This window comes from Herbaspirillum hiltneri N3, assembly GCF_001267925.1.
GTDB lineage: Bacteria > Pseudomonadota > Gammaproteobacteria > Burkholderiales > Burkholderiaceae_D > Herbaspirillum > Herbaspirillum hiltneri.
This window is the reverse complement of the sequence record NZ_CP011409.1, coordinates 3,224,476-3,237,005: the sequence shown is the minus strand read 5'-3', so window position 1 is coordinate 3,237,005 and position 12,530 is coordinate 3,224,476. Positions and strand designations below refer to the sequence as shown.

General features: G+C 63.1%; 10 protein-coding genes. 9 read left to right on the top strand and 1 reads right to left on the bottom strand.

What is annotated here, in order from left to right:
• Nucleotides 1–284 precede the first annotated feature (284 nt).
• The 9 genes from F506_RS14725 (at nucleotide 285) to F506_RS14685 (ending at nucleotide 10,790) form a co-directional block, all read left to right on the top strand.
• Entirely contained in the window at nucleotides 285–815 is a 531-nt protein-coding gene (locus F506_RS14725; RefSeq protein WP_053198611.1) for a bactofilin family protein, read from the top strand.
• A 331-nt stretch (nucleotides 816–1,146) separates the two neighbouring features.
• Nucleotides 1,147–2,016 (top strand): formyltetrahydrofolate deformylase, encoded by an 870-nt coding sequence (purU, locus tag F506_RS14720; RefSeq protein WP_053198609.1) that lies wholly within the window; start codon nucleotides 1,147–1,149, stop codon nucleotides 2,014–2,016.
• A gap of 250 nt (nucleotides 2,017–2,266) precedes the next feature.
• Nucleotides 2,267–3,895, top strand: a complete 1,629-nt coding sequence (locus F506_RS14715; RefSeq protein WP_053198607.1) for a methyl-accepting chemotaxis protein — start codon at nucleotides 2,267–2,269, stop codon at nucleotides 3,893–3,895.
• Between the two features lie 10 nt (nucleotides 3,896–3,905).
• Nucleotides 3,906–4,382 carry a chemotaxis protein CheW gene (locus F506_RS14710; RefSeq protein WP_053198605.1) on the top strand — a complete coding sequence of 159 codons (477 nt, stop codon included), beginning with the start codon at nucleotides 3,906–3,908 and terminating at the stop codon, nucleotides 4,380–4,382.
• The gene (locus F506_RS14705) at nucleotides 4,379–5,707 is read left to right on the top strand and encodes a CheR family methyltransferase (RefSeq protein ID WP_053198603.1); all 1,329 of its coding nucleotides are present in this window, start codon (nucleotides 4,379–4,381) and stop codon (nucleotides 5,705–5,707) included. Before F506_RS14710 ends, F506_RS14705 begins: the two co-directional genes overlap by 4 nt.
• The gene (locus F506_RS14700) at nucleotides 5,700–6,407 is read left to right on the top strand and encodes a chemotaxis protein CheW (protein ID WP_053198601.1); all 708 of its coding nucleotides are present in this window, start codon (nucleotides 5,700–5,702) and stop codon (nucleotides 6,405–6,407) included. The genes F506_RS14705 and F506_RS14700 overlap by 8 nt, the downstream gene beginning before the upstream one ends.
• Nucleotides 6,404–8,695: a hybrid sensor histidine kinase/response regulator gene (locus tag F506_RS14695; RefSeq protein ID WP_053198599.1), complete on the top strand. Its 2,292-nt coding sequence runs from the start codon at nucleotides 6,404–6,406 to the stop codon at nucleotides 8,693–8,695. The genes F506_RS14700 and F506_RS14695 overlap by 4 nt, the downstream gene beginning before the upstream one ends.
• Nucleotides 8,695–9,723: a chemotaxis response regulator protein-glutamate methylesterase gene (gene cheB, locus F506_RS14690; RefSeq protein WP_053198597.1), complete on the top strand. Its 1,029-nt coding sequence runs from the start codon at nucleotides 8,695–8,697 to the stop codon at nucleotides 9,721–9,723. Before F506_RS14695 ends, cheB begins: the two co-directional genes overlap by 1 nt.
• A 17-nt stretch (nucleotides 9,724–9,740) precedes the next feature.
• A complete protein-coding gene (locus F506_RS14685; RefSeq protein ID WP_083458294.1) occupies nucleotides 9,741–10,790 on the top strand; it encodes a diguanylate cyclase in 1,050 nt (349 codons plus the stop codon).
• 26 nt (nucleotides 10,791–10,816) lie between these two features.
• Here the strand turns inward: F506_RS14685 and F506_RS14680 are convergent, their stop codons facing one another.
• Entirely contained in the window at nucleotides 10,817–12,463 is a 1,647-nt protein-coding gene (locus F506_RS14680) for a fatty acid--CoA ligase (RefSeq protein WP_053198595.1), read from the bottom strand.
• Nucleotides 12,464–12,530 lie beyond the last annotated feature (67 nt).

The following is a 12,530-nucleotide window of genomic DNA, read 5'->3' as shown; positions in this document are numbered from 1 at the left end:
AAATCGACGAGGGGAATTCAACTGCGCGAATGTTCTGCAATCTCATTTCACTGTTACAAAATTCTCGTGAACTTTCTATTTCTTGATGTGCCGAATCGCCTGAGATCGCTGCACCACTCGTGTCGAGAAAACGCAAACGGCATCAGCATTACAGCGATCTCACCCTCCGCGGAGGACAGCGTTCATCATCGCGTAGAACAGTGCGCCACCATATGAAGATCATGTCCCCGATTTGTTTTATCAGTGCCACGTCTTGCACCGCACATTTATCTTCAGGAGATTCCATGCTTCGCTCAGAAACCCTCTTTGGCAAACGAGAAACCAATTCGCCAAATTCCCCTTTCAGCGCCAACAACAACTTGACGCAACCGGGCGTATCCAATGTGTCCAAGACGGCTAATCCGACTTCCGCTTCTGCTTCCGGATCGCAGCCGAACAACAACTCCGGCTCCAACGAAATGGGCAGCAAGCTGATCGTCGGTCCGAACATCAAACTCAAGGGCGTGGAAATCAACGACTGCGATACGCTCGTGGTCGAAGGCCGCGTCGAAGCGACCATGGATTCGCGCGTGATCCAGATCGCCGAGAAGGGCGCCTTCAAGGGCTCTGCTGAAATCGACCTCGCCGAAATTCGCGGCGACTTCGACGGCGACCTCACGGTTCGCCAGAAACTGGTGATCTATTCCAGCGGCCGCGTCTCGGGCAAGATCCGCTACGGCAAACTGGTGATCGAAGAAGGCGGCCAGCTCAGCGGCGACGTGCAGGTGGGCGGCAGCGCCGAGCAGCGCGAATTGCTCCAGGCCAAAACGGCTTAAGCCGCTGAGCAACTTCACATAGTCGCCTTCACCGGCGACCGACAGCTGCTTGCCGCAGGCGCGGCGGCGGCATGTCCGTGCGCGACCGGACTGATCAGGTCGTGACGGGCAATGCGAGGCTTTTCCGGTATGGCCGGGAAGGGTTGTTGACCTTGTTCGCCCGTTTTTAACGGTTTTTACGGGTTTTTCGTGCCATCCAGACCCCTGATCCGGGTTTGGAGCTTTGTGCGCGTGCGCCGGGCATGCGACAATAGCGGTTTTTCGCCGTTCGGCTGCATTCTTGAAGCTTCTTCGGGACTGGCGGCTGGCGACAGTGCCATCAAGATCGACTATGACTCACCCGGAATACATCCTCACCATCTCCTGTCTCGACCAGCGCGGCATCGTCCATCGCGTGTCGGGCTTCCTTGCCGATCACGGTTGCAACATCATCGACTCCGCCCAGTTCGGCGACGCCCAATCGAAATTGTTCTTCATGCGCGTGCATTTCGCCTCGGAAGACACGGCGATCAGCGACGAAGTGCTGCGCGCCGATTTTGCGCTGCTCGGCGCTTCGCTCAACATGGACTGGCAGCTGCACGACGCCGCCCAGAAGCCGCGCGTGTTGCTGATGGTGTCGAAGATCGGCCATTGCCTCAACGACCTGCTGTTCCGCTACAAGAGCGGCCTGTTGCCGGTGGAAATCCCGGCCATCGTGTCCAATCACACCGATTTCTACCAACTGGCGGCAAGCTACAACATTCCCTTCCATCATCTGCCATTGGCAGCCGGTGCATCCGAAGAGGCCAAGCTGGCGCAGGAAGCGCGCATCCTGGAAATCGTCGAACACAACCAGATCGACCTGGTGGTGCTGGCGCGCTACATGCAGATCCTGTCACCATCGATGTGCGCCGCGCTCAAGGGCCGCGCCATCAATATCCACCATTCCTTCCTGCCCAGCTTCAAGGGCGCCAAGCCGTATTACCAGGCGCATGACCGCGGCGTGAAGCTGATCGGCGCCACCGCGCATTTCGTCACCAGCGATCTCGACGAAGGTCCGATCATCGAACAGGGCGTCGAGCGCGTGGACCACTCCATGGGGCCTGAAACGCTGACGGCCATCGGGCGCGACATCGAGTCCGTCGTGCTGGCGCGCGCCGTCAAATGGTTCACGGAACACCGCATCCTGCTGAACGGCCACAAGACGGTGATCTTCAACTGATCCGATCTTTTTGGTCTCCCTGACGAAAACGCCGGTGCAGAGTTTCTGCACCGGCGTTTTTCATTCTGCGCGCAGCGGGACGAAGGTCGCCGCGAGTGGCAATGCGCGGGCGATTCGGCGATAATGCGCGGGAAGCAAGAATCTAGCGGTTTTTTGATGATTTTGCGATATTAGTTTCGCATTGGTTTCACATTCTGTGCCGCATCATCTTCCACACCGTCTTCCATCCTATTGAGAGAGCCCCGTCAGCATGAAAAATTGGACGATCAAACAGCGAATCCTCGGCAGCTTTGCGGTCATCCTGATCCTGATGGTGATCATGGCCGGCATCGCCTACACCAGGCTGGCCAAGATCGATGACGAGGCCACCAGCCTGCGCCAGGACTCAACGCCTGGGCTGTATTACAGCACCATGATCAACGCCGCCTGGTATGAAAACCTGCTGCTGGGTCAGCAAATCTCGCAGGTCGACGGCACTGACGCAACGCGCCAGTCCGACATCGAGCTGCTGCGCGCCAATGCAGAGCGCCTCAACCATCTGCAGGAAGAATACGAAAAAACCATCTTCAGCGCGCGCGACCGCGCCTTGTTCGACCAGTTCAAGCAGGCCCGCATGGCATACCGTCAGATCCAGCAGGACATCCTGCGCATGGATTTGTCCAGTCCCAACCCGGCCGTCTACAAGATCGTCTCCGACCAGTTGCGGCCTGCCTGGCGCACCGGCTACGCATTGACGCAGAAGATGGTGGAAGTCAACAAGGCGATCTCCAACGATTCGGCGCAACGCATCACCGATGCCGTGACCCAGGCCAAGACCAGCATGCTCATCGCGGTCATCGCCGCGCTGGCGGCGGCGCTGGTGTGCGGTTACTTCCTGCTGCGCGCGATTACCAGTCCGATGCAGCGCCTGATGGGCATCCTCGACGTCATGCGCGCCGGTGATTTTTCGCAACGCCTGTATTTCGAGCGCCGGGATGAGTTCTCGCATCTGGCGGCAGGCTTCAACCGCATGACCGACGAGTTGACTGCACTGGTCGGCCAGGCGCAGAAATCCTCGACGCAGGTATCGACCTCGGTGACCGAGATCGCCGCGACGTCGCGCCAGCAGCAAGCCACCGCCTCCGAGACCGCTGCCACCACCACGGAAATCGGCGTCACCTCGCGCGAGATCTTTGCGACCGCGCGCGACCTGGTACGCACCATGAACGAAGTTTCGCTGGTGTCGGAACAGGCGGCTACGCTGGCCGGCAGCGGCCAGAGCGGCCTGACGCGCATGGAAGACACCATGCAGGACGTCATGGAAGCAGCCGGCTCGGTCAGCGGCAAGCTGGCCATCCTCAACGAGAAGGCCGGCAACATCAATCAGGTCGTCACCACCATCACCAAAGTCGCCGACCAGACCAACCTGCTGTCGCTGAACGCCGCGATCGAGGCTGAGAAAGCCGGCGAGTACGGCCGCGGCTTCTCGGTCGTGGCGACGGAAATCCGCCGCCTGGCCGACCAGACCGCGGTCGCCACTTACGACATCGAACTGATGGTCAAGGAAATCCAGTCGGCGGTCGCCGCCGGCGTCATGGGCATGGACAAGTTTTCCGACCAAGTGCGTCGCGGCATGGCCGAAGTGCAGCAGGTCGGTACCCAGCTGTCGCAGATCATCGCCCAGGTGCAGGCGCTGGCGCCGCGCTTCCAGGTGGTCAACGAAGGCATGCAGACGCAGGCCAACAGCGCCGAGCAGATCAACCAGGCGCTGCTGCAACTGAGCGAAGCCGCCCAGCAGACCGTCGAGTCGCTGCAGCAGTCCAGCCAGGCCATCGACGAGCTGAACCTGGTGTCGAACGGCCTGCGCAACGGCGTCTCGCGTTTCAAGGTATCGGCCTGAGCGGCCGGCCATGCTGTTCCTGATTTTTCAGATCGGCAATGAGCGTTATGCGCTCGATGCCGCCGAGGTGGCGGTAGTGCTGCCGCCGGCGCCTTGCAAGCAGGTGCCCGAAGCGCCGCCGTGGGTGCGCGGCATCTTCAGCCACCAGGGGCGCAACGTGCCGGTGCTGGACGTCAGCATGCTGGCGCTCGGCACGCCTGCCGCCGCACGCCTGAGTACGCGCATGGTGCTGGTTCACTACAGGCCGGAAGGGCGACGGAACACATCAGGGGAGCCGCAATTGCTCGGACTGGTGGTCGAACGCGCCACCGACACGCTGCGCTGCGAGGCCGCCGACTTTACCGGCTCCGGCCTGGCGCACGACAATGCGCGTTACCTCGGTCCGGTCATGCGTCACGGCGACGGCCTGATCCAGTGGGTCAGGGTGGCCGACATGCTCGACGCCGAGGTGCAGGCGCTGCTGTTTCCCGAGGAGAGTCCGGCATGAACGCCAACGCATCCCCGAGTTTGCATGCTCACCATGCGGCCATCGAGCCGATCGCCGCCATGCTCAAGCAGCACATGGGGCTGGACATCGCCTCGGTCGGCAGCACCCTGATCGAGCGCGGCGTGCGCGAGCGCATGAACGTGCTGGGCCAGGCCGACATGACCGGCTATCTGCACATCCTGCAATCCGGTGTGGGCGAATTGCAGGAACTCATCGAACTCGTGGTGGTGCCGGAGACCTGGTTCTTCCGCGATCGCGAAGCAATCCTCGCCGTGGCGCGGTTGGCCCGCGACAAGATCATCCGTTCGCCCAACGCCATCGTGCGCATTCTGAGCCTGCCGTGTTCCACCGGTGAAGAACCGTATTCCATCGCGATGGCGCTGCTCGACGCCGGTGTGCCGCCTGCACAGTTCCGCATCGACGGCATCGATATCTGCCATCGTTCCCTGGCCGCAGCGCAGCGCGCCATCTACGGCCGCAATTCCTTCCGCGGCAAGCAGCTTGCGTATCGCGAACGCTATTTCAGCGACGGTCATGAAGGCGCCGGCCAACCCGACTGGGCGCTTGCCGGGGACGTGCGGCAACAGGTCGCTTTCCGTTTCGGCAATATGCTGGCGGACGACTTCATGCGCAACGAAGCGCCTTACGATTTCATCTTTTGCCGCAACGTGCTGATCTATTTCGACCGCGACGTACAGATGCAGGCGGTGCAGGTGCTGGAGCGCCTGCTTGAGCACGACGGTTGCATTTTCGTCGGACCGGCAGAGGCCGGATTGCTGCTCAAGCCGCATGTCGAATCGATAGGTATTCCGCTCAGTTTCGGCTTCCGCCGCAAGAAAGCCGTGGAACGCATCGACCTGCCGCCGCCGAAGCTGGCGGCGCCGGCGGCTCGGATTGCCACTCCTGAACCCGCGCCGCCGCTGCGCGTCCGGGCTGTGCCGCCTCGTCAACCGGTCCCCGCTGCAGCGCCGTCTGCCGCCGTCCCCGATGACTTGCTCGCGCAGGCGCGCGCCTGCGCCGACCGCGGCGAACTGGCGCAAGCCGAGGCGCTGTGCGAACAGCAATTGCGCAGCGTCGGCCCCAACGCCGACGCTTATCATTTGCAGGGCCTGATCAGCGATGCGCGCCAGGATACCGGCGCCGCGCAGCAGTTGTACCGCAAGGCGATCTACCTGCAGCCCGATCATCGGGAAGCATTGCTGCACCTGGCCGCCTTGCTGGCGGCGCAGGGTGACGCCGTCGGCGCGCAGCGTTTGCAGGAACGCGCCAAACGCACCGAAGGTGCGCAACTGAAGCAGGCCGGCGAGGAGCGCTCGCATGTCTGATTTCGCTTCCTCGCCGTTCGCCGTGGAAATCGCCGTCGACGATTGCTGGAACCGCATCGGCGTACGCGGCGACAACAGCTGCGTCAAACTCAAGGAATACTTCCGCTGCCTCAATTGCCCGACCTTCGCGTCGGCTGCCTCGGCGCTGCTCGACCGGCCGGTGTTCGGCGGCGACGACGGCGCCAACTTGTTTTCCCCGGCAGGCGAGGATGAGGGTGAAGGTAAAGGGGGGAGGGAGGCACGCGGTCGCGGCGACGCCACGGCGTCGATGCTGGCGTTTCGCGTCGGCGCCGAGTGGCTGGCGTTTCCGACCGCCGCCGTGGTTGAAGTGATCGAGGCGCGCGCCGTCCACAGCTTGCCGAGCCAGGCCAACCCTGCCGTGCTCGGGCTGACCAATATCCGCGGCGCGCTGAAGATCTGCGTATCGTTGGCGCGCATGCTCGGCATGGCCGACGCGCCGTCGGCCCGGACTGCACAACGCCTGCTGGTGGTGGAGCACGAGCAGCAGGTGCTGGTGTTCCCGGTCGATGAAGTCGCCGGCGTCTACGGCTATGCCGCCAATGCCGTGCAGCCGCCGCCGTCGACCATGACGCATGCGGGAATGACCTATACGCAATCGCTGATCGCCTGGCGTGATCGGCAACTCGGACTGCTCGACTGCGGTTTGCTGTTTTATGCCTTGAATCGGAGCCTGACATGAGTTCGACCGATCTGCGGCAGATGACCATGCTGGAGTTGTTCCGGCATGAAGTGGAAAGCCAGGTGCAGGTGCTCAACGCCGGCTTGCTCGAACTTGAGCGCCATGCCGGCGACGTCGATCCCGAGCAGTTGGCCGAGCCGCTGGAAGCCTGCATGCGCGCCGCCCATTCGCTCAAGGGCGCGGCGCGCATCATCACGCTCAATGCCGGTGTCAATGTCGCGCACGTGATGGAAGATTGTTTCGTACTGGCGCAACAGGGCAGGCTGAGCTTGCGGCGACGCCAGATCGACGCCTTGTTCAAGGGCGTCGACTTGCTGACCCGGATCGCCAATGCGCCGGGCGACGATGAAACCTGGGGCGACAAGGAAGGCAAGCCCGAGATCGATGCCTTCATGCTCGCGCTCAGTGTGGCGATGACCGATAGCAGCGATGATGAGGACGAGGCGCCAGTCATTGCGGCCGTGCCGGACGCCAACGCCGCGGCGCCGGTAATGCAGGCCGAAACGCGCGACGCCGCCTATGTGGGCACCGGCGCCGGCGCCGGCCGTTCGGTGCGCGTCTCCGCCGACAATCTCGACCGTCTGCTCAGCCTGAGCGGCGAGTCGCTGGTGGAATCGCGCCGCCTCAAACCGTTTGCCGCATCGATGCTGCGCGTCAAGCGCCTGCAGCGCGAAGCCGCGCAGGCGCTTGACATGCTGCAGCAAAAGATGAGCGCCGGCGGCGACGCCGCGCAAGTTGCGCTCAATGAAGTGCGTGCCCTGATGCTGCAAGCGCAGCACATGGTCGGCGATCAGCTGGCCGAGCTCGAGATGTTCGATCGCCATTCCGTCAATCTGTCCCAACGGCTCTACGAAGAAGCGCTGGCCTGCCGCATGCGGCCGTTCTCCGACGGCGCCGGCGCAGGATCGGGCAACTATGCGCGGATGGTGCGCGATATCGGCCACACGCTGGGCAAGTCGGTGCGGCTGGACATCGTCGGCAGCGCTACCCAGATCGACCGCGACATTCTGGAAAAACTCGACGCCCCGATCGGTCATCTGCTGCGCAACGCCGCCGACCACGGCATCGAGTCGCCGCAACAGCGCCTGCGGGCAGGCAAACCGGAGCAGGGCCGCATTACGCTGGAGGCGCGCCATAGCGCCGGTATGCTGCAGGTCAACGTCAGCGACGACGGCGCCGGTATAGACATGGAGCGGCTGAAAAAAGCCATCGTCGCGCGCAAGCTGTCGACCGACGATATCGTCGCGCGCCTGAGTGAAAGCGAGTTGCTGGAATTCCTGTTGCTGCCCGGCTTCAGCCTGCGCGATACGGTCACGGATATTTCCGGTCGCGGCGTCGGTCTCGACGTCGTGGCCGACATGCTCAAGCAAGTGCGCGGGACGGTGCGCATCACCAGCACCATCGGTCAGGGCACGCGCTTCCAGTTGCAGTTGCCGCTGACGCTGTCGGTGATCCGCAGCCTGCTGGTGAGCATCGATGGCGAGCCGTATGCGTTCCCGCTGGCTTACGTCAACCGCACGCTCGAGTTGCAGCGCGATGAACTGGACGTGCTCGAGGGCTACCAGCATTTCAGTTTCGAAGGCCGTCAGATAGGTCTCGTCAGCGCGCACCAGATCTTGCAGAAAGGCGATTTGCGCGCCAGGGGCGAGTCGGTCATGGTGGTGGTCATCGGCGACAACGAGCATGCCTACGGCGTGGCGGTGGATCGCTTCCTCGGCGAGCGCATGCTGGTGGTGCAGGCGCTCGATGCACGCCTGGGCAAGATCCCCAACGTGCAAGCCGGCGCATTGATGGAAGACGGCGCTCCGGTGCTGATCCTGGACGTGGCCGACATGCTGCGCTCGGTCGAGAAGCTCAGCGTTGCCGGCCAGCTCGAGAACGTCGGCCAGGCAAGCGCCGATGACGCAGGTATGGTGCGCAAGAGGGTATTGGTGGTGGACGATTCTCTGACGGTGCGCGAACTCGAGCGCAAGTTGCTGAGCAACCGCGGCTACCAGGTCACTGTTGCGGTCGACGGCATGGACGGCTGGAACGCGGTGCGTACCGAACAATTCGACTTGGTCATCACCGACATCGACATGCCGCGCATGGACGGCATCGAACTGGTCACGCTGATCCGGCAGGCTCCGCACCTGCGCAACCTGCCGGTGATGATCGTATCGTACAAGGATCGCGAAGAAGATCGCCAGCGCGGCCTGGAAGCCGGCGCCGACCACTATTTCACCAAGAGCAGCTTCCATGATGAGACGCTGCTGCAGGCGGTGGTCGACCTGATCGGAGCAGCCTGATGAAGATCGCCATCGTCAACGACGTTCCCATGGTGGTCGAGATCCTGCGCCGTGTGCTGGCGGAGTGGCCCGAACACCAGTTGCTGTGGGTGGCGCAGGACGGCGCGCAGGCGGTGGAACTGTGCGCCTGGCAATTGCCCGACCTCATTCTGATGGACATCGTCATGCCGGGCATGGATGGCGTCGAGGCGACGCGCCGCATCATGCAGCAGACGCCATGCCCGATCCTGGTCGTCACTGCCGATATCGGCGCCTGCGCCGACAAGGTGTATCAGGCGCTGGGCCATGGTGCGCTCGATGCCGTCGATACGCCGGCGCTGTCGGGCAGCGACTGGCGCCAGGGGTCTGCCGTGCTGATGGAAAAGATAACGCGCATCGGCCGGATGGAACGCAAGTCGGCGCCGCCGTCGCGGGCGCATGCGTCGGCGCCGGTCGCGGTGAAGAAAATCCCGACTGTCGTCACGGTTCCCGACAAGCTGGTCGCGATAGGCGCATCGGCAGGCGGACCGGGTGCGCTGGCGGTGATCCTGCGTGCGCTGCCGGAAAGCTTCCCGGCAGCCATCGTGATCGTGCAGCATATCGATCCCGCTTTCGCCGTCGGCATGGCGGGCTGGTTGCAGCAGCAAAGCGGGCTGACGGTGAAGGTGGCGCAGGAAGGTGACCGGCCGCAACGCGGCACGGTGCTGATGGCCGGCACCAACCAGCACTTGCTGTTCAGGAATCGCGACAGTCTCGGTTATGTACCGGAGTCGCCGGAGGATGTCTATCATCCTTCGATCGACGTGTTTTTCAACAGTGTGGTGCGGCAGTGGCGCGGCCAGGCAGTGGGAGTGCTGCTGACCGGCATGGGGCGCGATGGCGCCGCCGGTCTCAAGGCCATTCGCGACGCCGGCTGGCACACGATCGCGCAGGACCGTGAAAGCAGTTCCGTCTACGGGATGCCGAAGGCGGCTGCGGCGCTGGATGCCGCCACCGAAATTTTACCTATAGCGGACATCGCCAAGGCGCTGGTCAGTCAATTTACATGATGCAAAGGAACGACAAGATGGGGTCCCCGACTCTCACCGGCAGCGACAGCAAGGACAGCAACGACAGCGACCTCGGCATACACCTGCCGCCGGCCGACTACAAGATCATGGTATTGCTGGTCGATGACCAGGCCATGGTCGGCGAAGCGATCCGGCGCGCGTTGTTGACCGAACCCGACATCGATTTCCATTTCTGCGCGCGCGCCGAAGACGCCGTGGACATCGCCGAAAAGACCCAGCCGACCGTGATCCTGCAAGACCTGGTGATGCCCGGCGTCGACGGCCTCACGCTGGTCAAACAGTACCGCAGCAATCCGCTGACGATGGATATTCCCATCATCGTGCTGTCGAGCAAGGAAGACGCGCTGGTCAAGCGCGACGCCTTCGCCACCGGCGTCAACGACTACATGGTGAAGCTGCCGGACACGATCGAACTGATCGCGCGGATTCGCTACCACTCGCGCTCGTACAACAACCAGGTGCAGCGCGACGCCGCCTATCGCGCCTTGCGCGAGAGCCAGCAGCAGCTGCAGAAAAGCAATTTCGAACTGCAGCGCCTGACCAACACCGACGGCCTGACCAGCATAGCCAACCGGCGCTATTTCGACGACTACCTGAATGCGGAATGGAAGCGCGCCAAGCGCGTGCAGCAAGAGATTTCGCTGCTGCTGATCGACGTCGACAACTTCAAGCTGTACAACGACAACTACGGCCACGTCGCCGGTGACCAGGTGCTCAAGAACGTGGCGCGCGCGATGGAAGCCAGCGCGGTGCGCTCGTCCGACCTCAGTGCGCGCTACGGCGGCGAAGAGTTCGCCGTCATCTTGCCGGGCACCGATGCCGACGGCGCGCGCGCTGCCGGCGAAAAGTTGCGCGAGATGGTGGAGTCGCTGCATATCGGCCATGCGCATTCGGTCACCAGCGAATGGGTGACCGTCAGCATCGGCACGGCGACCGTGATTCCGAAGGAAGATCAGATCCAGAGCGATCTGATCCGCCTGGCCGACAAGCGCCTCTACAAGGCCAAGCAAAGCGGGAAGAACCGCGTGATGTCGCAGGACGACTGAACGTCCCGCGCTATCGCGTCAGATGATTACGACGGATACTGCTCGCGCATCACGCGCTTGTTGAGTTTGCCGACGCTGGTGCGCGCCAGTTCCTTGACGAACTCGATGCGGTCCGGCACGCCGTACTTTGAAATCACGCCGTCGTCGGCTGCCGCCAGCACCAGCTTGCGGATGTCGTCGGCGCTGATGCCTTCGTGGCCGGCCTTCAGCACCACCAGCGCCACCGGGCGTTCGCCCCATTTCGCATCCTTCACGCCGATCACCGCGATCTCCGCCACGGCGGGATGGCGCGCGATGATTTCTTCGATCTCCAGTGAGGACACCCATTCGCCGCCGGTCTTGATCACGTCCTTGATGCGGTCGGTCACCTGCAGGTAGCCGCGCGCATCGATGTTGCCGATGTCCTGGGTGTGCAGCCAGCCGCCTTCCCACAGACCTTGCGACGCCTCCGGATTATGCAGGTAGCCTTGTGTGAGCCAAGGCGCGCGCACCACCACTTCGCCGGTGCTCTTGCCGTCGTGCGGGCAATCGTTCATGTCGGCATCGACCGTGCGCAGGGCCACCAGGGGCAAGGGGCGACCGGTTTTCACGCGGGTGGCGACATCCTGTTCCGTGCCGAGTTCGGCGGTGGGTACGTGGGCAAGCGAGAGGATGGGGCAGGTCTCCGACATGCCGTAGCCGGTGAAGACATCGATACCGCGTTCCCGCGCCGTCTGCGCCAGCGCGCTGGTCATGGCGGAGCCGCCGATGATCATTTTCCAGTTCGACAAGTCGACGTCTTTTGCCGCCGGCGCACTCAGCACCATGTGCAGGATGGTCGGTACGCAATGCGAGAAGGTGACTTTCTCCGTATCGATCAGTCTGAGAATGGTGTCGGGCACGTAGCGGCCCGGGTAAACCTGCTTGAGCCCGGCCATCGTGGCGACATAAGGCAGACCCCAGGCGTGTACGTGGAACATCGGCGTGAGCGGCATGTAGACGTCGTCGCGATGCAGGCGGCCTTGCTGAGGCGCCAGCGCCAGGCCGGCGGTGACCGCCAGCGTGTGCAGCACCAGCTGGCGGTGGCTGAAGTAGACGCCCTTGGGCAGGCCGGTGGTGCCGGTGGTGTAGAAGGTGGTGGCGCGCGCGTTCTCATCGAAGTCGCGGAATTCGCAAACCGGCGACGCTTGCGCCAGCAGTTCTTCGTATTCGCCCGCGAAACCTGGACCGCGCGGCGCCGGCGTACCGTCGTCGCCGATCAGCACGCAACGCGTGAGCGTAGTCAGCTCGCCGCGGATCTGCTTGAGCACCGGAAGGAAATCCGAATTCACCAGCAGTACATCGGCCTGTGCGTGGTTCAGCGTGTAGGCAATCTGCTCGGGCGACAGGCGTACGTTGACGGTCTGCAGCACGCAGCCGAGCATCGGCACGGCGAAGAAGCACTCGAGATAGCGATGGCTGTCCCAGTCCATTACGGCGACGGTGTTGCCGGGTTGCAGGCCGAGCTCGCGCAGCATGTTGCCCAGGCGCTGGATGCGCACGTTGAGGTCGGCGTAAGTGTGGCGGCGCTGATTGTCGATGCCGTAGACAATCTCCTGGGCGGGCGCGGTCGCCATGGAGGAATGCAGCAATTGCTTGATCAGCAGCGGATAGCCGTAGGCCTCGGGCGTGCGGTCGATGATGTGGGCGCTCATGCGGTCTCCAGTTGTTGTTATGGCGGTAAGCGAGGCGGCACGCGCAGAATGCAAGGTGCGCGCGGCG

Excerpts from the sequence above, each read along its gene's own strand:
- F506_RS14715 (WP_053198607.1), top strand. The coding sequence starts at position 2,267 with ATGAAAAATTGGACGATCAAACAGCGAATCCTCGGCAGCTTTGCGGTC.
- cheB (WP_053198597.1), top strand. The coding sequence starts at position 8,695 with ATGAAGATCGCCATCGTCAACGACGTTCCCATGGTGGTCGAGATCCTG.
- F506_RS14680 (WP_053198595.1), bottom strand. The coding sequence starts at position 12,463 with ATGAGCGCCCACATCATCGACCGCACGCCCGAGGCCTACGGCTATCCG.
- F506_RS14725 (WP_053198611.1), top strand. The coding sequence starts at position 285 with ATGCTTCGCTCAGAAACCCTCTTTGGCAAACGAGAAACCAATTCGCCA.
- F506_RS14685 (WP_083458294.1), top strand. The coding sequence starts at position 9,741 with ATGGGGTCCCCGACTCTCACCGGCAGCGACAGCAAGGACAGCAACGAC.
- F506_RS14710 (WP_053198605.1), top strand. The coding sequence starts at position 3,906 with ATGCTGTTCCTGATTTTTCAGATCGGCAATGAGCGTTATGCGCTCGAT.
- purU (WP_053198609.1), top strand. The coding sequence starts at position 1,147 with ATGACTCACCCGGAATACATCCTCACCATCTCCTGTCTCGACCAGCGC.
- F506_RS14700 (WP_053198601.1), top strand. The coding sequence starts at position 5,700 with ATGTCTGATTTCGCTTCCTCGCCGTTCGCCGTGGAAATCGCCGTCGAC.
- F506_RS14695 (WP_053198599.1), top strand. The coding sequence starts at position 6,404 with ATGAGTTCGACCGATCTGCGGCAGATGACCATGCTGGAGTTGTTCCGG.
- F506_RS14705 (WP_053198603.1), top strand. The coding sequence starts at position 4,379 with ATGAACGCCAACGCATCCCCGAGTTTGCATGCTCACCATGCGGCCATC.